8 protein-coding genes are annotated in these 20,313 nt (G+C 71.7%); 4 read left to right on the top strand and 4 right to left on the bottom strand.

Annotated features, from left to right (window positions below):
* From ADK67_RS15075 to ADK67_RS15065, 3 genes are all read right to left on the bottom strand, one after another.
* The gene (locus ADK67_RS15075; RefSeq protein WP_082403494.1) at positions 1-9,510 is read right to left on the bottom strand and encodes an RHS repeat-associated core domain-containing protein; all 9,510 of its coding nucleotides are present in this window, start codon (positions 9,508-9,510) and stop codon (positions 1-3) included.
* 225 nt (positions 9,511-9,735) lie between these two features.
* On the bottom strand, positions 9,736-12,534 hold the full coding sequence (locus tag ADK67_RS54655; protein WP_082403493.1) for an AfsR/SARP family transcriptional regulator: 2,799 nt from the start codon (positions 12,532-12,534) through the stop codon (positions 9,736-9,738).
* Between the two features lie 103 nt (positions 12,535-12,637).
* A complete protein-coding gene (locus ADK67_RS15065) occupies positions 12,638-14,848 on the bottom strand; it encodes a terpene synthase family protein (RefSeq protein ID WP_053717061.1) in 2,211 nt (736 codons plus the stop codon).
* A 163-nt stretch (positions 14,849-15,011) separates the two neighbouring features.
* On the opposite strand from ADK67_RS15065, the gene ADK67_RS15060 reads away from it, so the two are divergent.
* From ADK67_RS15060 to ADK67_RS15045, 4 genes are all read left to right on the top strand, one after another.
* Entirely contained in the window at positions 15,012-15,551 is a 540-nt protein-coding gene (locus ADK67_RS15060) for an SRPBCC family protein (protein ID WP_197289462.1), read from the top strand.
* 90 nt (positions 15,552-15,641) lie between these two features.
* Positions 15,642-16,460 carry an ABC transporter ATP-binding protein gene (locus tag ADK67_RS15055; RefSeq protein ID WP_053717060.1) on the top strand — a complete coding sequence of 273 codons (819 nt, stop codon included), beginning with the start codon at positions 15,642-15,644 and terminating at the stop codon, positions 16,458-16,460.
* 31 nt (positions 16,461-16,491) lie between these two features.
* A complete protein-coding gene (locus ADK67_RS15050) occupies positions 16,492-17,457 on the top strand; it encodes an ABC transporter substrate-binding protein (RefSeq protein WP_053717059.1) in 966 nt (321 codons plus the stop codon).
* Positions 17,457-19,490, top strand: coding sequence for an iron ABC transporter permease (locus ADK67_RS15045; RefSeq protein WP_053717058.1), 2,034 nt, complete (start codon positions 17,457-17,459; stop codon positions 19,488-19,490). Before ADK67_RS15050 ends, ADK67_RS15045 begins: the two co-directional genes overlap by 1 nt.
* A gap of 71 nt (positions 19,491-19,561) precedes the next feature.
* Here the strand turns inward: ADK67_RS15045 and ADK67_RS52550 are convergent.
* Positions 19,562-20,313: RICIN domain-containing protein (locus tag ADK67_RS52550; RefSeq protein ID WP_197289461.1), on the bottom strand; the 752-nt coding region annotated here is incomplete at its 5' end.

Below are 20,313 nucleotides of genomic sequence, written 5' to 3'. Positions count from 1 at the left end.
TCATTTCCGCCAGTCCCCGTAGCCGGGCTTCCAGGCGTCCTTGATGGTCATGCCGACGCAGCCGATCACCGCAGCGCCGATGGTGGTCTTGGGCTGCGGGTTGAGGCTGCTCCACAACGTGAAGCCCGCGATGGCGCCGTTGACGAAGCAGGCCCAGTACGGCTTGCCGCCCTGCGTCGCCACGTAGTCGAGGGGGTTGCGGTAGAAGTTCTTCTTGGCCAGGTACCCGAGGTGTCCGACGATCTCGCGGCCCTTGCGCGCGGCCGAGCCGAGACCGGCCGCGACCTTGCCCAGGCCCGCCTTGGCCTTGCCGAGGCCGACCTTGCCGAGGTCCCTGACCTTGCCGAGGCCCGACTGCACCTTGGCCAACGCCTTGCCGCACTTGCCCGCGTTGTGCACGAGCACGTCCGCGTCGCCGGTCACCACCTGGAAGGTGTGCACGGTGTCGACGGTCAGGTTGTAGACCGCCCGCCGCTCGCTCCACGACCGGACGCCGACGACCGTGCCCTCGTACAGCTCCTGCCCCACCACGAGGTCACCGGCCTCGGCCCACGCGCCGTCCGCCCAGAACGGGTGGCCGTCGGTGGTGGTGAGGGTGGACGTGCGGCCCTCGGCCGACACCGTCACCTCGACCATCCGCTTCACGCCCGAGCCCGTGATCAGGTCGGTCACCGCGAACGAACCGGTTTGCCCCGTCGTGGGGTCCGCGCCAGCGACCTGGTCGCCGACCCGGACGTCCTCGATCTCCTTGGTCGAGCCGTCGCCCATGCGCACCGCCGTGTCACCGGCGAAGCTGTTGCCGGCGACCAGCGAGCACGCGACGTCCACGATCTCGTCGGCGTGCTTCACGCCCATCCGGACGCCCTTCGCGGCACGCACCGCGCCGACCCCGTACGGCCCGGCGAGCAGCGACACGGCCGACACACCGGCCCAGATGCAGCTCTCCGTGTCGCCCTCGGTGACGCACCGCTTGCCGTCGTTGAAGCCGCTGATCTCGGCGAGGCCGTTCAGCAGGCCCTTGCCCTCGGCCTTCCAGCCCTGCCACTTCGGCCACTTCCAGGCGAAACCGCCACTCGACTTCGCCTCGGAAGCCTTGGACGTGTTCGCCACCGGGTTGCCGGCCTTCTGCACGGCGGCGTCGTAGATCTTGTCCGTGCCGCGCTTGGCGTCGGCGACCACGTCGCGGTTCGACCCGACCTTGCCCGCGGGCAGCTTCGGGTTCGACGAGACCGTCTTGGGCATGTTCGTGACCGGCGCGTGCGCCGCGCCCGACACCGTCCTCGGCACGTGCCGCGCCGAGTACTGCGCCGCCGACTTGGCCTGCGCGGTCACCCGCCGCTTGCGCTCGTACTCCGCCCGACGGGCCGCTTCGGCGCGTTCCGCCGCGGTGGGTCCGCCGCCACCCCTCTTGTAGCAACTGCCGCAGCTGCCGCCGCCACCCGGACCCGTGTACGCCGGGCCGGGCGCGTAGCTCGGGTAGGTGCCGTTCGCGCCGGGCTGCTTTTTCTTCTTCTTGCCCGAGAAGCGGTCCGCCTGCTCCCGGATCGCGTAGCTGAGGTCGTCGTGGTCGAAGCAGAGGTAGCACTCGTACGGCACGACCCACTGCGACGGCGCGTCATCGTCGTCGTCGAACCAGTCCCACGGCCACGACCAGTGGCCGTCCGGGTCGACCTGGCCCACCGGGTCGCCCGCGCCGTAGGTGTAGCGGTTGGCGCGGATGCCGTCGCCGCCCTGGAACGGGATGTCGTCCCGCGAGCCGAACCCGCCGGTGGCCGGGTCGTACCAGCGCGCGCCCATGTCGACCTGGCCGGTGGCCGGGTCGGTCCAGTCGCCCTGGTAGCCGAGCGGGCCGGTGTCGCCGGTCTTCGCGGTGACCTTGCCGAACGGGTTGTAGGCGGTCCGGTCGGACAGCGCCTGGCCGTCCGGCGCCATCGCGCCGATCACGTCGCCGTGGCCGTTGGCCACCGGCACGCGGGACGCCTCGCCCTGCTTCGTGGCCAGCAGCTCGTCACCCGGGCCGCGGGCGAACGTGGCGGCGCCGTCCGACACCACCTGGTCGTCCAGGCCCGCGTAGGTGAACGCGGCGCCGTTGCGGGTGGCGACCCGGTCCAGGCCGTCGTAGGTGAAGGTCTGGCCCGCCGCGCCCACCATCCGGTCGAACGCGTCGAACGCGAACGGCTCGGTGTGGCCGGAGCTGGTGCGGCTCGCCATCGTGCCGCGCGGGCTGTAGGCGTAGGTGTAGTCGCCGTCGGACAGCAGGCGGTTGCGCTCGTCGTAGGTCGCGGTCTTCGCGCCCGCCTTGGTGCGGTTGCCCGCCGGGTCCCACTCGTACGGCGTGGTGACGCCGCCCGTGGTGGCCGTCTTCAACCGGCCCACGGCGTCGTAGGTGTAGGTGGTCTCGACGCCGTTCTCGGTCTTGCTCGCGACCAGGTCCAGCTCGTCGCGCTGGTGGGCGACGGACGAGATGGTCTGGCCGGTCGAGCCGGTGAGGACGTCCGAGTTCTGCCGCCCGTAGTCGTCGTAGCCGTAGGTGCGGGTGCGGCCCGCGCCGTAGCCGATGGTCTTCACCGCGCCGGCCGCGTCGTAGCCGTACGTCCGGGTGACGCCCGCCAGCCCTTCGGAGACGGTGTTCAGCCGGCCCTTCAGGTAGGTGTAGGTGGCGGTACCGGCCGCGTCACGGCGGGTGGTCGGGTTGCCGTCGGCGTCGTAGCCGAACTCCGCCGTGCCGCCGGGACCGGACGTGGTGAGCAGGTTGCCGCGGTCGTCGTAGGTGTAGGTGTCGGCGCCGACGCGGGTCGCCCGGCCGAGCACGTCGTAGGCGATGTCCTTGGCCGTGGTGGGTTTCTCGGCCCCGCTGCCGGTTTCGGCGGTGAGCTGGTCGGCCGGGTCGTAGGTCCGGGTCCGGACCACGCCGCCGGGCGCGGTCAGCTTGACCTCGTTACCGTTGGCGTCGTACTCGGAGGTCCACGTGCGGTCGGTCGGGTGCGCCGCGGTGGCGGGCTCGACCACCTTCTCCGGCAGGCCCCACGCGTTGTAGGTGGTGATCGTGCGGTGCCCGCGCGGGTCGGTGTAGCGGGTCAGGTTGCCCGCGGCGTCGTAGCCGAACTCCTGCGTGACGCCTTCCGGCTCGACCTGCCGGACCAGCCGGTCGCCCGCGTCGAACTCGAACGTGGTGGTGTTCAGCTTGGCGTCGGTGACGGAGGTCGTGTTGCCCGCCGCGTCGTAGCCGGACTTCGTGGTGCGCAGGACCGTGCCGTCGGGCCGGAGCTCGGACTTCGCCACCTGGTCGCCGAACAGGTCGAAGGCGAGGCGGGTGGTGCGGCCGAGGCCGTCGGTGACCCGCACGGCGTTGCCCGCCGCGTCGTAGCCGCGGTGCGTGGGCACTCCCGCCGGGTCGGTCTCCTTGATCAACTGGCCGAGCGTGTCGTAGGTGAACGCCGTGGCGGCGCCGGAGGGCGCGACGGCCGAGGTCACGTTGCCCAGGTCGTCGTAGCGCTGCCACGCGGTGAACGTGCCGGTGGTGGGCTTGCGCTCGTACCGGGTCGAGGTGAGCGGGCGGTCGAGGTCGTCGTAGGTCGACTCGGTCCGCGAGCCGTCCGGCGCGGTGGTCGAGAGCACCTGGCCGGACCGGGTGAACGTGTAGCGGGTGACGGCCCGGCCGGTGGTGGCCGGCTCGTCCCAGATGACCGCGCGGTCCAACTGGTCGTAGGCGAGCCTGGTGGCGTGGCCGCGGGCGTTGACGATCTCGGTGACGTTGCCGTTGCCGTCGTAGGACGTCTTCACGGTCGGCGTGACGCCCTGGTGCGTCGGCGAACTCGCCGCCACCACCCGGCCGAGGCGGTCGTACTCGGCGGTCGACACGTTGCCCAGCGGGTCCGCCGTCGCCACGACCTCGTCGAACGTGTTGTAGCCGGTCTTCGTGGTCGGCCTGGCGGTCGTCGGCGCGCCGCCGTCGCGTTCCACGGACACGGCCGCGCCGGTGGCCGTGACCTGGCGGCCCAGCTCGTCGAAGCCGTACGTGGTGGTGTTCAGGCGCGGGTCGGTGACCGAGACCTGGTGGCCGCGCTGGTCGTAGGCGAACTTGGTCACGCGGTCCGTGATGCCGTCGGTGACGGTCTCCTCGACCACGTTGCCCACGTCGTCGTGCCGGTAGCTCACCGTCTCCGGGGTCGCCGACACCTCCCACGGCACGTTGGACGCCTTGCCGCCGGTGACCGTGCGGGTGACGTTGTCGCCGCCGTCGTAGGAGTAGGTGGTGGTGCGGCGCAGGCCCGCAGGGTCCACCACGACCGTGGCCACCCGGCCGAGCCGGTCGTGGGTGTGCTCGGTGACGGACTTGCCGTTGGCGGTGACCTTGCGGGTCAGGTTGCCCGCGCCGTCGTAGGTGTTGTCCTCCAGGACGAAGTCGCGCTTGCTGCCGTCGGGGTTGTGGAAGTCCTTGAGCACCTTGCGGCGCAGCAGGCCGTCACCCCAGTACTGGAACTCCGTGCGGCGGCCCATCGCGTCGGTCTCACTGGCGAGCCTGCCCGCGAAGTCGTACGACAACGACTTGACCAGCAGGTAGCCGTTGGCCGGCGCGGGCACGCCCGCCGGGTCGCTGCGCCAGTCGCGCAGCCGCACCTCGGCGAGGCCGCCGCGGCTGGTGTAGGCGAAGTCGAACCGGTTGCCATTCGGGTCGGTCTCCGAGGTCCGCTGCCCGAACGCGTCGTGCTCGTAGGACGTCTCGCCGCCCTCGGCGTCGGTCTCGCGGGCCAGGCGGTTGTGCTGGTCGTAGTCGTACTTGGTGACGCGCGGCGCGTCGTTGCCCTGGGTGTCGGACTCCTCGACCTGGGTGATGTTGCCGTCCACGTCGAACGTGTTCGTGGTCCGGAGCTGGTGCTTCTCGCCGCTGACCGCGTCCGCGGTGAGCGGGCCGGTGGTGGTCTGGAGCCTCGACATGGCGTCGTAGGAGAACGTGGTGACCACGCCTGCGGGGAAGCTGTCGGAGATCACCTTCACCGTGGCGCGGCGGCCCAGGTTGTCGTAGGTGTACTCGGTGACCAAGCCGTTCGGCTCGGTGACGCGGGCCAGGTCGCCGTTGTTGTAGTAGGCGTACCGGGTCGTCTTGCCGCGTGCGTCCGTGGTGGACGCGAGCAGCGCGGCGGGCGGTGAGCCGCCGTTGACGGCCGCCTCCGCGCCGTTGCTGTAGGTGTGCTTGACGAAGCTGCCGTCCGGCGCGGTCTCCTGGAGCACCTGGCCGGTCGGGTGGTAGCTGAACGTGGTGCGGTAGGTGGTGTCCGTCGCGCTCGCCGAGCGGCCGTCACGCGACTCCAGCGGCAGGAAGTTGCGCGGGTCGTACTCGTCGGTGACGGTCGTCGGGTACGTCTCGTAGGACGTGTGGCACTCGGTGGCGGTGCGGCAGGTCTTCTTCGAGGTGATGTTGCCGCGCGCGTCGTAGCCGAGGGTGACCGTGTCGCCGTTCTCGTCGGTGACGACGGTGATCTGGCCGTTGTCGTCGTAGGAGTACGAGCGGATGCTCATGCCCTCCGCGCCGTAGCGGACGAACACCGGGCCGCCCGAGTCGCTCGGGATCGTGGTGCAGAACGACGGGTCGTTCGGGTCCGGCTTGCTGCACGTCTCCGTGGGCGGTGTGGGCGTGGTGGTCGGCTCGCCCGGTCGGTCCTCGGGACGTGCCTCCAAGCCCAGCGGCTGACCGAGGCGCAGCAGCCAGCCGCCCAGCGCGTCGTACTCGTACAGGCTCGGCCGGTTCGCCGGGTCCAGCACCTCGACCGTGCGGCGCAGGTCGTCGTCACCGCCGTAGACCGCGGGCGGTCCGATGCGCCACGTGCCGCCGTTGTCGTCGGTGTGCTCCTTCACCCGGTCGCGGGTGGTGTCGTAGGTGGTGGTCGCGGCGATCTTGCCGCTCGGCAGGGTGATCTTCGAGAGCTGGTCGGCCTGGTTGTTGGCGTTGCGGTGCGCGGCGGTGGTCTGCGGGCCGACCGGACCCGAGTAGACGGCGACCTCGTCGATCACGCCCGCGAAGTGGCGCTGCGGCGTCGTGCCCCAGGCGGGCCACGTGCCGGTCGCGTAGGCCGCGCCGAGCTGGTTGAACGTCAGCTTCTCGTGGTCGACCTGCTTGCCGGTCAACTCGCCGACCTTCGCGCCGTCGAGGAACAACGTCTGCGTGGCGCCCATCGAGCTGAGCACGACGTGGTGCCACTTGCCGTCGTTGACGAGCGTGCCGCTGGTGATCGGGCTGACCGCGCCGACGCCGAACTGGCCGCGCAGCTTGCCGTCCGTGCCGACGTACAGGACGGGGACGCCGGTGGTGGACGTGCTGCCGAGCGCCTTGTCCTGGTAACCGAGCAGCGGGCCGCCCGAGCCGGTGACCGACGACTTGAACCACAGCTCGACCGCGCCGTCACGGCTCTTCTTCACCGTGCCCTTGGGCAGGTCGACGGACGAGGTGGTGCCGTTGAACGACGCAGCGGTGTCGGTGGCGTTGATGCCCGGCGTGTTGAGGGTGACGTTCTTGTACGTGCCGACGTCCTTGCCGAGGTTGACCGCCACCTCGCTGGCGGCGGCCGTGCCCTCCGGTTCGCCCAGCCGCCAGTACGACTCGGGGCGCGAGTCGAGGACCGAGGTGCGGTAGTGCGAGCCGGCCGTGTACTCGTAGGTGGTGCACGTGCCCGCGCACACCTTGGTGAGCAGGTCGCCGGTGTAGGTGTAGCTCCACGTCGTCTGGTCGGCCTTGACGGCGGTGACGCGGTTGCCGGTCCAGGTGAACGTGACGGACCGGCCGGCGGTGTTGGTCTGGCTGTTGGACACCTGGGCTTTCTGCAGCTTGCCGGTGGTGGTGTCGTAGGTCAGCACGACCGCGCGGTTGGCGCTGTCGGTGATCCGGTTCAGCCTGCCGTTGAGGGAGAACTGGTAGGTGGTGCCCGACAGGTCGAGCAGCCGCCACGCGGTCGTGTCGACGGTCAGCTTGGCCTGGCGGCCGAACGGCGCGGCGAACGTGCCGTCGGCGTTGCGGCCGAAGCGGACCTGCTGCCCGTCCGGATAGGTGATCACGACGTTGCCGGAGCCGTCGTCGTCCGGGACGAGCTTCATGTCGTAGCGGGTGGACCAGCCGGCGCCGAAGATGCCGTCACGGCGCGGGTCCAGGCTGTTGTAGGTGCGGACCACGCGCAGCTCCGGGCCGACCGTGGTGACCGAGGCGTCCACGGCGGCGGTGGAGTAGTTGCCCGTCTGCGGGTCGAACTCCTGGTCCTTGGTGCCGTACGGGCCGCCCGCGAGGCGTGAGGTGATCTCCGGCTGCGGGACGCTGGTGAGGACCGTCGAATACGGCGAGATGATCTCGTTGGTGGCGTCCTTGACGTACGCGCGCCAGTCGTAGGCCTTGCTCCACTTGAGCGTGCCTGCGGGGACGGTCCAGGCGGTTTTGGCCTGGTAGCCCGAGTTCACGCAGTTGACCGGCTTGTTCGCGGCGTCACGTTCGCAGATCTCGAACTTGAACTGCATGGTGACGCTCGGGGGTGCGTCGACGTCCAGCGCGCGTGCCCAGAGCTGCGGGGTGAGGGTCGGCGTCTGGTAGCCGTTCTGCGGGTACAGCTCCTGGACGACCGGCGGGATGTCGAAGACCTCCAGCACGATCCGGCCGGGCGGGACCTGGTGGTCGGTGAACACCGGGCCGCCGGTCTTGACCATGGTGAAGTCGAGGAAGTACTTGCCCGGCGGCAGTGCCTTGACCGTGGCGTCGAGCGTGACGCGCTGGTTGCGGCTGACCGTGGCGGTCAGGTTGGCCGAGCGCTGCTGGACGACCGACGCGCCGGTCTTGGCGTTGTAGGCGCGGTAGGCGAGGTAGTAGTCGCCGGGCGCCCAGGCGGAGGCGCTCTTGTTGGTGACCGCGATCTTGACCTTGCCGTCCTGGTTCTGCAGGACCGGCGGGTTCGGCACCGGGTCGGCCAGCGCGTACGTCGCGTTGTACGGGCTGTGCGTGACGTAGAGGCGCGGCGGGTTGGCGGTGGCGGGGCCGGTGAACTTCTTGCCGGAACCGTCGCCGCTCGCGCGCAGCGAGAGGCCGTGGTTGGCCTGCTCGCCGTTGACCCACTTCTGCACCAGGTCGCGTCCGCCGCCGCCGAGGTTGATCAGCTCGCCCGCGGTGGGGCAGTTGGAGGACGACTGGCCGAACGCGATGTGGCCGTGCGCGAAGGACCGCTCGGCGAGTTGGCGGCCGGTGCCCGGGCCGGGGAAGTCCACGTCGTCGCTGGACGCCCAGCTCTGGGTGACCGGGTGGACGGTGACGTTGCGCGGCCTGCACGAGTCGGCGTCGTAGTTCACCAGCCACAGCTGCGCGCCGAAGATCGTGTGGTGGCGGAGCTTGTCGACCAGGCTGCCGAAGCGGAGGTACGAGGCGGCGTTGGGGCCGACCATCAGGGTGTTGCCGCCCGGGGACGACGAGGTGCCGTTGACGTAGAGGCTGCTGTCGGCGGCCTCGCCCACGACCGGGAGCTGGATGGTCGGGTCGACCGCGACCGGGTAGGCCGCCTGGGCCAGCCAGGCCGCGTCCAGGGTGAGCTGGAGGGCTTGGCGGCCGTCGTGGCTGGTCAGGGCGTAGGTGACGGCGGTGGAGCGGTGGCCGTTGGCGTCGACCATGTCGCCGGGCGGGATGACGGCTCTCGTCGTGCCGCTCTGGTCCTTCAGCAGGACCTGGTTGTGCTCGACGTGCGCGGTGAGGTTCTTGAGGGTGAGCGGGAACGTGAAGGTGGTGGCGCCGGGGCGGGTGAGGACCAGGGTCTCCTTCACACCGCCCGGCTGCGACTCCAACTCCAGGTCCACGCCCGGCTGGACCTCGGGGTAGGTGGCCGTGCTGCCGTTCGCGGCGCCGTCGACCTCGTGCGCGCCGGCGAGGCCGTAGGAGACCTCGTGGTCGGCGTCGACGGTGAGGGTGGTGAGGCGTTCGGCGTCGGCGCGGCGGGCCAGGCGGACGTCCACCTCGTCGGCGGCGTTGTGCCAGCCCTCGTCGTTCGGGACGAGGTTCGGCTCGATCGGCTTCCACTGGTCGCCGTCGCGGTAGTTGAGCGCGCCGGCGGAGAACTCGGTGGTCTCGGTGCCGTCCGGGTTCGCGTAGACCTTCTCGTGCTTGGTGCGCGCCTCGGGCTTCTCCTGGCTCTTGCCCTCTTCGAAGCCCTTGGTCTCGGTGGCGGGCGGCGTGTCCACCGACGCGGTGTTGTGCGGCTGGACGTCCCACCGGACCTTCGGGTACCGGGATCTCAGGGAGTCGGGGACCGTGTTGTTGTTCGGCGCGCCTTCGAGGTGGTCCGGGTCGGCCTGCGCTTCACCCCACCGTTGGCCGGGTCCCGGCACGACGCTCTTGTCGGCGGCGTAGGTCTCGGACCGCCCCCACCCGTTGATCGCGTCCCCGCCGCTGGTGGCCGTGACGGCCAGCACCGCGGCCACGGCGACCACCTTGGCCGGGCCGGACGCCCACAGCACTCCGAGCAGCCCGGCTTTGCGCACACGCGACGACATACCGCTCCCCCAGTCGACTGAGCAGGCCGTCGGGGACGCTAAGCACCTCCACTTCCACCTCACTTCCCTTCCACTTCCACCCGCGCGTGTCCTACGTTCCCGTCACGCGTGTCCTACGTTCGGAACAGCCGAGTTGAACGCTCAGAACAAGATCGACTGTTCTGAGCGTTCAACTCGGGGTACGGGAACGTAGGACACGCGCGTTCTGGAGGTAGGACACGCCCGTCAGGTGTGGATGGACGTGGTGGTGCGGTGGGCGGTTTCGGCTTCGGTCAGTTGCCAGGGGGAGGACCAGCGGCGGGCCAGGGTCACGGCTTGGCGGTGGTGGAGTTCGGCGTCACGGTGGTGGCCGGCGGCAGATTCGGCGTTGCCCAGGGCGATGAGCGCGCCCACCTCGGTTTCGCGGTTCTCCTCGCTGCGGGCGACGGCCAGGGCGTCGGCGGCGTGGGACAGGGCGTCGGCGAAGTCGCCCGAGTCGGTGGCGACCAGGCTCAGGCCGGTCAACGCCGACGCCTCGCCGTAGCGGTTGCCCAGGTGCCGGTGCAACGCGCACGCCGCCATCAAGTGGTCACGCGCGCCCGCCAGGTCGCCGCACGACCGGAGCACGTGCCCCAGGTTCACCCGCGCCACGGCCTCGCCCCACTGCGAGCCGTCCTCCGTGCTGATCGCCAACGCGCGGGTCAGGTGCTCCAGTGCCTTGTCCAGGCGGCCGGACTGGCGTTCGGCGAACCCCAGGTTGTTCAACGCCATCATCCGGTCGGTCCGCGTCCCCGCGTCCAACGACCGGGTGAACAGGTCACTCGCCTCGGTGAACCGGCCGGACGCCAGCAGCGCGATGCCCAGGCTGTTCGCGGTCGCCGCCTCGCCCTCCGGCCAGTCGGCCTCGCGGTGCGCCAGCAACGCCGCCTCCAGGTGCCGGATCGCCTCGTCACGCCGCCCGAGGTGGACGCACGCCGCACCGATGCCCTGCCGCATCAACGCCTCCACGCGCGGCACGCCCCGGGCCGCCTCCAGCACCGGGATCGCGACCTCCAGCCACTCCGCCCGCAGCCCCCGGTGCAGGAACACCGACCGGATCGCGTCCGCCAGGTACCACGCGGTCGGGTGCGGACCGTCCACGGCGGCGTGCCGCAGCACCGCGGTCAGGTTGTCGTGCTCCGCCTCCAACCACGCCACGGCCTCGGCGGACGACGCGAAGTCCACCTCGAACGCCGGGTCGGCGTCCCGCGGCAGCCGCAGCGGACGGCGGCTGAAGTGCCGGTCAACCCCGTCCACCGCCGCCAGGCAGAACTCCACCAGCCGGTCCCACGCGCCCTCCTCGCCGCCGAACGTGCGCGCGTAGTCGCGCACCAGGTCGTGGAACCGGAACCGACCGGGCCCGTGCTGCTCCACCAGGTGCGCGGCGGCCAGCCCGTGCAGCAGCCGACCCGCCTCGGCGGGCGGCACGTCCAGCAACGCGGCCGCCACGCGTGGCGTGAAGTCGGCGCCCGGCACCAGCCCGAGCAGCCGGAACAGCCGCCGCGAGCCGGGTGCCAGCGCCGCGTACGACACGTCGAACGCCCTGGTCAGCAGGCTCTCGTCGGCGCCGTCCACGGTCAGCCCGGTCAACGGGTCGGCGCGCAGGTCGGCCACCAGGTCGTCGATCCGCGCCTGCGGCCCGAGGTTCGCCGCGGCGATGCGCAGCGCGAGCGGCAGGTGGCCGCACAGGCGCGCCAGTTCGTCGAGCGCCGCGGACGACTCGACGCCCAGCACCCCGGTGAGCAGGGCGCGGGAGTCGGCGGCGGGCAGCACGGACAGCGGCAGCGACCGCGCCCCGGCCCGCGCGACCAGGTCGCCCAGCCGGTGCCGGCTGGTCACCAGCACCATCCCGGACGGCGGCAGCAGCGGTGCCACCTGGTCGCCGTCGCGCGCGTTGTCCAGCAGTACCAGCACGTCCCGGTCCGCCAGCACGGTCCGGTACAGCGCGGCCAGCTCGTCCACGTCGGACGGCAGCCGCTGCTGCCCCAACGCCCGCAGCAACTGCGCCAGGGCCGCGGCGGGCGGCACGGGCTCGTGGTCGGCGTCGAACCCGCGCAGGTCCACGTACAGCTGGCCGTCCGGGAACCGGTCACGCGCCCGCCGCGCCCAGTGCACCGCCAACGCGGTCTTCCCGACGCCGGCCGCACCCGTGATCAGCCAGATGCCGGTGTCGTCCAACCGCGCCAGCTCCGCGTGCCGACCGGTGAACCCGCGCACGTCGTGCGGCAGCTGGGCCGGGCGCGCCATCGGGGCGTCACCTGACGGCGGGTCGCCCTGCAACACCTGGACGTGCAGCTCCTGCAGCTCACGCCCCGGCTCGATGCCCAGCTCCTCGGCGAACCGCCGCCGCGTCTCCGCGTACACCGCCAACGCCTCGGACGTGCGGCCCGACCGGTGCAGGGCGAGCATCAACGCGGCCTGGAGCCGTTCCCGGAACGGGTACTCGCCGGCGGTCCGCCGCAGCTCGCCGATCACGTCCGCGTGCCGCCCGGCGCGCAGCTCGGCGTCGAACAGGTCCTCGACCGCGGCCAGCCGCCGTTCGTCGAGCAGCCGGCTCTCCCGGTCCTGCAACGCCTCGGTCACCCCGCCGAGCACGGGGCCCTCCCACAGCGCCAGCGCGTCCCGCAGCCGGGCGACGCCCGCGTCCACCCGCCCCTCGGCCAGGTCGACGCGCGCCGCCGTGACCGCGTCGCAGAACACCTGCACGTCCAGCTGCCCCGGCGCGACCTCGATCAGGTAGCCGGGCGAGCGGCGCACGATCGCGGACCGGCCGAGGAGCTTGCGCAGCTCCCAGATCCGCACCTGGAGCTGGCCGCGCGCGCTGGTGGGCGGCTCGCCGTCCCAGACGAGCCCGATCAGCTGGTCCTCGGAGACGACGCGGTTGGCGTTGAGCAGCAGGGCGGCGAGCACCGCGCGCTGCTTGGGCCCGCCGAGCCGCACCGGCTCGCCGTCGAGGTGTGCCGCGACCGCGCCCAACAACCGGTAGCGAACTCTGCCCTCGACCACGGCGTCATACTGCCACCGAATTCCGCGAATTCAGGAGTGAAAGGTCTCGTAAATCACGTCTGCCCATTGTTCGACATTGTGACGATTTCCCTTCAGCTACCCGTCACCCGTTGTTCACCAGAATGCGCGTCGACGCCGTGCCGAGTCCCGTCGGACCGCGCAGCGCCCGCGGCGTGACCGCGACCTCCCGGCCGCCGAAGTGCTTGGCCAGGTCGGCGTCGTGGTAGCGGACGACCTGCCGGTGCCAGTTGAGGATGCCGGACAGCCAGTCCTCCAGCTCGCCGACGTAGGCGCGGAGCGCGTCCCGCACCTCGGGTTCGAGGCGGAATTCCGCGAACAACGCGGGCAGTTCGACCCCGACCGAATGCTGGAACTGCTTGAGCCGCGCGTTCGCCAGGTCGGTCGCGACGCCGAACGCCCGGTCCAGGTCCACGTCGAGGAAATTGCGCACGACGAGCACCATGTTGTGCACCTCGCCCTCGAACTGGATCTCCTTCCGGTACGAGAAGAGGTCGTTGAGGATGGTGGCGTAGTCCATCGCCGAGTTCTCGATGTTGCGGATCGTGCGGGTCCGGTACAGCTCGTCGGGCACCAGCCTGCCGTGCCCGAACCGGGCCAGGCTCATCGTCAGCTCCGAGCCGAACGTGTGGCGGCGCATCTCGACGTAGTCGATGGGGTCGGGCACGCGGTTCTCGTGCTGGTTCTTCAGCTCCCACACCCAGCTGTCGAGCATCAGCTCGACCGCCTGCCGCAGCTGCTGCCGGTTGTCGTGCGGCATCGGGGCCGTGGTGCGCTGCCAGACGTCGGCGAGGCCCCGTTCCAGCGGGGTCACCGGCGACGGCGGCGCGCCCTCCAGCGGCATCATCTGCTTGAGCCGGTCGGTGGCGGCCTTCGCGACGGCCAGGTCCGGCGTCCGGCCGAACGCCACCGGGTAGTAGTCGTCGCCGTAGGTGCCCCAGGTCAACCACAGCGCGTTGACCTCCAGCTCCTCGGCGGTCGCGTCCGGTGCGATGCCCGCCGAGCACTGCGCGAGGTCGTAGTCGCGCAGCTTGCTCTCGGTCCACACCTTCGGCACGTCGTCGAAGATGCCGATCTCGCGCGCCCACGCGATGCTCTTCTCCAGCGCGTCCTGCCAGTGCGGGCTCAACCGCAGCTCGAACGGCATGTCCAACGCCGGTTCGGGCATCGGCGGGACCTCTTCGAACGGCACGTGGCTGAAGCTGCGCAGGCGTTGCGGCGCGGTGGCCACGAGCGCGCGGAGGCCGCTCGTGCCCAGCCCCGTCGGGCCGCCGAGCACCGGGCTCGCGGTGACCGCGCCCTCGTTCATGTAGCGGCTGGAGCGGGCGTGCCACTCGTGGCCGCCGGACTGCCAGTCCTGCAGGCCCTTCACGTACGCCAGCACGGCGAGGCGGCCGGCGGGGTCGACGGCGTGCTCGTCCAGCAGCAGCGGCACCTCGGTGACCGCGGTGTGCTCGAACTGGTGCAGGCGGGACGTGAGCAGGTCGTTGACCGCCTCGGCGGCCTCCTGGGTCGGGATGTCCAGGAACTTCTCCAGCACCAGGACGCCGTTGCTCAGCTCGCCCTCGTCCAGCACCTCGCGCTCGTAGGAGAACAGGTCGTTGCGCAGGTGCACGGCGTCGGCGAACGTGTCGCGCAGGACGCCCATCGGGCGGGTGAGGGCGATCCGGGCGGGCACCTCCATGCCGGTGACGTGCTCGACCAGGTTCGCCGACCACGGCGCGCCGCCCACCTTGCGGCGCATCTCGACGTACTCGATCGGGTTGGCGAGCCTGCCCTCGGAGATGTTCAGCAGCTCCCACATGGACTCGTCCAGCAGGTGCTTGGTGTTGTCGGCGAACCGGCGGCGCCAGTCGGCGGAGTGGCTGCCGACGGTGCGCGTCCACAGGTCGGCGAGGCCCTTCTCGACCGGGTTCGTCGGCTCGTCGGTGATCGCGCCGTCGACCGGCATGAACAGCGGCAGCCGGTCGAGGTAGGCCTGCGCGCCCGCCACGTCCGGGTTGCGCTTGTACAGCTCGACGAAGTGGTCGTCGAAGTAGAAGACCCACACGTACCAGTCGGTGACGAGGTCGAGGTCGTCCGGCGAGGCGTCGGGGTGGGTGTAGGCGCAGAGCAGGGCGTAGTCGTGCGAGTCGAGGTCGTCGTCGGTCCAGATGACCGTGCCGTGCTGGGGCACGTCGATCATGTCCATCTCGTGCGCCCACGCCTTCGTGTGCGCTCGTGCGCGATCCAGGTTGGGGTTCAGCCGCGCCGGGTAGGGCAGGTAGAAATCCGGCAGCTGGAACGGCTGCGCCATCGGCTCGCACCTCTCGTCGGGACGTACCCGGTGTACGCAACCAGTGCCGGGGCGTGACCGCCAAGACTTGACGGCAATGATCCACACGTTCGAGCGCCGAGTCCGCCCGACCGGCTCATCGCGGGCTGCTGTGGGTGGTCGCCGCCGATCGGCGGTTGGGCCGGTGCGGTACGACCGCACGGGTGCGTGGTTCGGCCGCGTGGACGAGCGGTGGAACCGGCGTGCAGGCGGCACACTGGACGACGTGCCCCGCTTGGAGCCGTTCGACGTGGACTTCTTCGACTCGGCGCCGCAGCGCCGCAGCTACGTGCTGGACCTGCCGGTGTCACCCGAACGTGTGTGGCGGGGACTGGCCGCCTCCAACCCGCTGTGGTGGTGCCGGCTGCTGTCGTCCGTGGAGTACACCTCGCCTCGCCCGTTCGGGGTGGGCACGACGCGGACGGCGGCGGTGCTCGGCGTGCTGCGGCTGCGCGAGGTGTTCATCCGCTGGGAGGAGGGGCGGCGGCAGTCGTTCCTGGTGGACCGGGCCAACCTGCCGGTGTACCGGCGGTTCGGCGAGGACTACCTGGTTGAGCGGTCGGGCGAGGGCTCCCGGCTCACGTGGACGTTCGCCTACGAGCCCGGGCTCAAGGTGGGCGACCGGCTGAACGTGCTGGTGTTCGACTCCCTGGTGGCGGACACGCGGCGGCACTTCGGCGGCTGATCTTGCTCGCACCGCGTTACCGGTTAGGCCAGGAAGTGCAGTAGATCACGCCCATATGGGTGATCCGTGTCGTTAGGTTAGGCTCCCCTCATGTCTAAGGGAGACCCGCTGCTCGCCGGTGAGGAACTGGTCCTGGCGCACCACGACCGCGCGGTGGTGCACGGTGTCTCGCTCGGACTCCGCGCGGGTGTCGTGACGGCGCTCGTCGGTCCCAACGGGTCCGGCAAGTCGACCGTCCTGCGGTCCCTGGCGCGACTGCACCGGCCCCGCGAGGGGAACGTCCGGATGGGCGAGCGGTCGGTGTGGGGCCACTCCCCCCTGTCCGGCAAGGAGTTCGCCCGCAACGTCACCCTGCTCACCCAGCAGCGGCCGACGCCGTCGGGCGTGTCGGTGCGCGACGTCGTCTCCTACGGCCGGTACCCGTACCGGACCGGGTGGCGCGGGGTGGACCTGGAGGGGAGCGCCGCCGTCCAGCGCGCCATGGACCTGACGGGCGTGACCCCGATGGCCGACCGGGGCGTGGACGAGCTGTCCGGCGGCGAATTGCAGCGCGTGTGGCTGGCGTCGTGCCTGGCGCAGCAGACCTCTGTGCTGCTGCTCGACGAGCCGACCAACCACCTCGACCTGCGCTACCAGGTCGAGGTGCTCGACGTGGTGCGCGACCTGGCGAACGACCACGACGTGGCGGTGGGCGTCGTGCTGCACGACCTCGACCACGCGGCGATCATCGCCGACGAGGTGGTGCTGCTGAGCGAGGGCAGGGTCGTCGCGGCGGGCGGGGTCCGCGACGTCCTCACCGGCGCGCACCTCACCCACGCCTACGGCGTCACGGTGCACGTCGCCGACGACCCGGTGACCGGCGCGATCCACTGCCGCCCCCTCGGCAGGCACACCCCTCGACCGGTCTGACCCCTTCCCCTTCACCCGAGAGGTTCCAGCGATGCGCTTGCTCACCCCTGCCCTCGTGACGGCGGCCGTGCTGCTGTCCGCGTGCGGCACGACCGAGACCCCGACGTCCACGCCGACCGAGTCCGCCGGCGGGCCCGTCACCGTGACCGACTCCCGCGGCAAGGAGGTCAAGCTCGACTCCCCGGCCAAGAAGGTCGTCACGCTGGAGTGGGCCGAGACCGAAACCGTCGCCTCTCTGGGTGTCATGCCGGTGGGTGTCGCGGACGCCACCGGTTACAAGACGTGGGACGCGACGGTGCCGCTCGCCGCCGACGTGAAGGACGTGGGCAAGCGCAACGAGCCCAGCGTCGACTCGATCGTCGCGCTCGACCCCGACCTGGTGATCATGGCCAAGGGCCGGGACGAGACGCTGGTCGGCCAGCTGGAGAAGTACGTCCCCGTGATCGTCACCCAGGCCAGCGACGCCTCCCGCAACCTCGACCGGCTGCGCGAGGACACGAAGCTCATCGCGCAGGCCGTCGGCAAGGCCGCCGAGGGCGACAAGCTGCTGTCCGAGCTGGACACCGCGCTGGCCGACGGCAAGAAGGCCGTCGAGGCCAAGGGCGCGACCGGCACGCCGTTCCTCATGGCCGACGGCTGGCTGGAGGGCAGCACCGTCAACATCCGCCCGTTCGGCAAGGGCTCGCTCGTCTCCGACGCCGCCGAGGCGGTCGGCCTGAAGAACGCGTGGACCGGCGAGGTCGACCCGCAGTGGGGCCTGGGCGCCACCGACGTCGAGGGCCTGACCGCGCTCACCGACCCGAAGACGATGCTGTTCTACAGCGCCTCCGAGGACGACGTGTTCACCACCGGCCTCGCCGCCAACCCGGTGTGGCAGCGGCTGCCGTTCGTGGTGAACAAGAAGGTCGTCAAGCTGGAGCCGGGCACGTGGACGTTCGGCGGGCCGAAGTCGGTCGTCCACGTCGCCGAGCAGTTCGTGAAGGCTGCCACCGCCTGATGATGCGCACCGCCGCCGTGACGGCGGGGATCGTGGCGCTCATCGCCGTGCTCTCCGCCGTCCACCTCACCCAGGGCACCGCGTCGACCGGTGTGCTCGACGTGCTCAACGCCCTGGTGGGCAACGGGGACGCGCAGACCTTCGCCGTGCTGGAGGGTTCGCGCGTGCCGCGCCTGCTGGCCGCGTTGCTGCTCGGCGTCGCCTTGGGCGTCGCCGGCGCGGGCATGCAGTCGGTGGCGCGCAACCCGCTGGCCTCACCGGACACGCTCGCCGTGAACGCGGGCTCGCACCTGGCCGTGGTCGCCATCGCGGCGTTCGGGCTGAGCCTGCCCACGCTGCCCGCGGGCGGTGCGGCGTTCGTCGGCGGGCTCGCGGCGTCGGTCGTCGTGCTCGGGCTGTCCGGCGGCGGTTCGACCAGCCCGCGGCTCGTGCTCGTCGGCTCCGCCGTCATGCTGACGCTCCAGTCGGCGACGGTCCTGCTGCTGCTGATGTACGAGCAGGAGACGACCGGGCTGTTCGCCTGGGGCTCCGGCTCGCTGACGGTGAGCGACCTGGCCGCGACCGCGCAGATGACGCCGGTCGTGGTGGTCGCGGTGGCGGCGCTGCTGGTCATGGGCCGGTCGCTCGACATCCTGGCGCTGGGTGACGACAACGCGACCGTGCTGGGGTTGAAGGTGCGGCGGACGCGTGTCGGCGCGGTGTTGCTGACCGTGGCGCTGACGGCGGCGGCGGTGACGATCGCCGGGCCCATCGGGTTCGTCGGGCTGAGCGCGCCGGTGATCACCCGGCTGCTGACGCCGTTCGTGCCCGGCTTGGGCAAGCACCGGATGCTGCTGCCGGTGTCCGGGCTCGTCGGCGTGGTGATCGTGCTCGGCGCGGACGTGCTGCTGCGGGCGGCCATGGGTTCGGCGGCGGCGGTGCGGGTGCCGACCGGGGTGATGACCACGATCCTGGGCGCGGTCGTGCTGATCTGGTTGGCGCGGCGGGGCCGGTCCAGCGGGACGCCCCGGCAGGCGCCCGCCGGACGGGTCGGCGTGGCCGGGTCGCCGCGGCGGCTCGTGGTGACGTCGGTGGTGCTGGGCGTGCTGCTGGTCGCGGCGCCGACCGTCGGGCTGATGCTCGGCGACCGGTTGGTGCTGCTGGGCGACCTGGCGAACTGGTTCGCGGGGCGGACGGGCACGGCGCTGACGTTCGTGGTCGACCAGCGGCTGCCGCGCGTGCTGGCCGCGTTGGTGGCCGGTGCGGCGCTCGCGGTGGCCGGGTGCGGCATCCAGTCGGTGAGCCGCAACCCGTTGGCGGAACCCGGTCTGCTCGGCATCACGGCGGGCGCGGGGCTCGGCGCGATCACGTTGATCACGGCCGTGCCGATGGCGGGCGCGTGGCACATCGCGGGTGCGGCGGGCGCCGGTGCGATGGTGGCGTTCGCGCTGGTCTACGGGCTGGCGTGGCGGTCGGGGCTGGACTCGGACCGGCTGGTGGTCATCGGCATCGCGATGTGGTCGGCCGGGATGGCGTTGATCACGCTGCTGATCGTGACGTCGGACCCGTGGAACACCGCGAAGGCGTTGACGTGGATGTCCGGCTCGACGTACGGGCGGACGTTGGAGCAGGTGGTGCCGACCGCGCTGGCGCTGGTGCTGCTGACGCCGTTGCTGTGGGCGCGGCACCGCGAGCTGGACCTGCACAGCCTGGACGAGGACACGCCGCGCGTGCTGGGGATGCGGGTGGAGCGGTCGCGGCTGGTGATCCTGGTGGCGGCGGGCGTGCTGGCGGCCACGGCCGTGTCGGCGATCGGTGTGGTGGCGTTCGTCGGGTTGGTCGCGCCGCACCTGGCCCGGTCGTTGGTCGGCGGTCGGCACGCGCGCGTGCTGCCGGTCGCGGCGGCGGTCGGTGCGGTGCTCGTGAGCGCGGCGGACACGGTGGGGCGGACCGTCATCGCGCCCGCGCAGGTGCCTGCCGGGCTGGTGATCGCGTTGATCGGCACGCCGTACTTCGTGCTGGTGATGTGGCGGACGCGCGAGATGCGCACCTGACCGGTCGGGCGGCGGAGTCGGGTCGGGGGTCGGCGGCGGGCGGCGGTTGGTCGGCTCGGCGGGCGGTGGGGTCAGCCGAAGACGAACAGCTGGCTGGCCTGGGCGTTGCAGGGGTTCTGGATCAGCTGGACGCCGGGGTCGGTGCGGCCGGCGAGGGTGCCGATGCAGTACGCGGCACCCGGGACGGAGCGCAGGCGGTAGCCGCCGTTGGCCGGTTCGAGGGTGAACCGCTGGTCGGGTCGGCTGTCGTCGCAGTAGTCGCCGGCGAGGAGCAGGCCGTCCCGCGTGCCGCCGTAGTCCATGGTGGCGCAGCCCAGGCCGTTGACCACGTTGTGCAGCTTGATGCGGTAGGTGCCGTCGGCGAGGCGTTCCAGCTCGGTGGGCGGGCCGGCGGTGGCGCAGTCGTGCTGGCCGAGGACGATGCGCTGCGGGTTGGACGCCTCGGGGCCTTCGCCGAGGCACAGGCCGGAGTGGACGAGCCGGATCTGCTGGATGCCGTCCTGCGGGCCCCGCGCGGGAGGTGGTTGGGGCGCGGCGACGGTGGTCGTGGTCGTGGCCGTCGGCGGCGCTGGTGGGGGTGGGGTGGTGGTCGTGGTTGGTGGGGACGACGGTTCGGTGGTGGTCGGGTCGGGTGACGGTTCGGCGGTGGTGGTCGTGGTGGGGGTGGTGGAGGCGGCGTTGTTCTGGGCGGGGGCTTGCGTGCCGTCGTTGAGCACGACGGCCAGCACCACGCCTGCCACCACGACCAGGACGCCTGCCAGCACCGTCAGCCGCCGTCGGGTGCGGGACGGGGTCCGCTCACCGTTCGGGGTGGGGTCGGGTG

The organism is Saccharothrix sp. NRRL B-16348, assembly GCF_001280085.1.
In the GTDB taxonomy this organism is placed as follows: Bacteria; Actinomycetota; Actinomycetes; order Mycobacteriales; family Pseudonocardiaceae; genus Actinosynnema.
This window is presented reverse-complemented; position numbering and strand designations above follow the sequence as displayed.

Coding starts and splice junctions, on each gene's coding strand:
- ADK67_RS15065 (WP_053717061.1), bottom strand. CDS start 14,848: ATGGCGCAGCCGTTCCAGCTGCCGGATTTCTACCTGCCCTACCCGGCG.
- ADK67_RS15045 (WP_053717058.1), top strand. CDS start 17,457: ATGATGCGCACCGCCGCCGTGACGGCGGGGATCGTGGCGCTCATCGCC.
- ADK67_RS15055 (WP_053717060.1), top strand. CDS start 15,642: ATGTCTAAGGGAGACCCGCTGCTCGCCGGTGAGGAACTGGTCCTGGCG.
- ADK67_RS15075 (WP_082403494.1), bottom strand. CDS start 9,510: ATGTCGTCGCGTGTGCGCAAAGCCGGGCTGCTCGGAGTGCTGTGGGCG.
- ADK67_RS15050 (WP_053717059.1), top strand. CDS start 16,492: ATGCGCTTGCTCACCCCTGCCCTCGTGACGGCGGCCGTGCTGCTGTCC.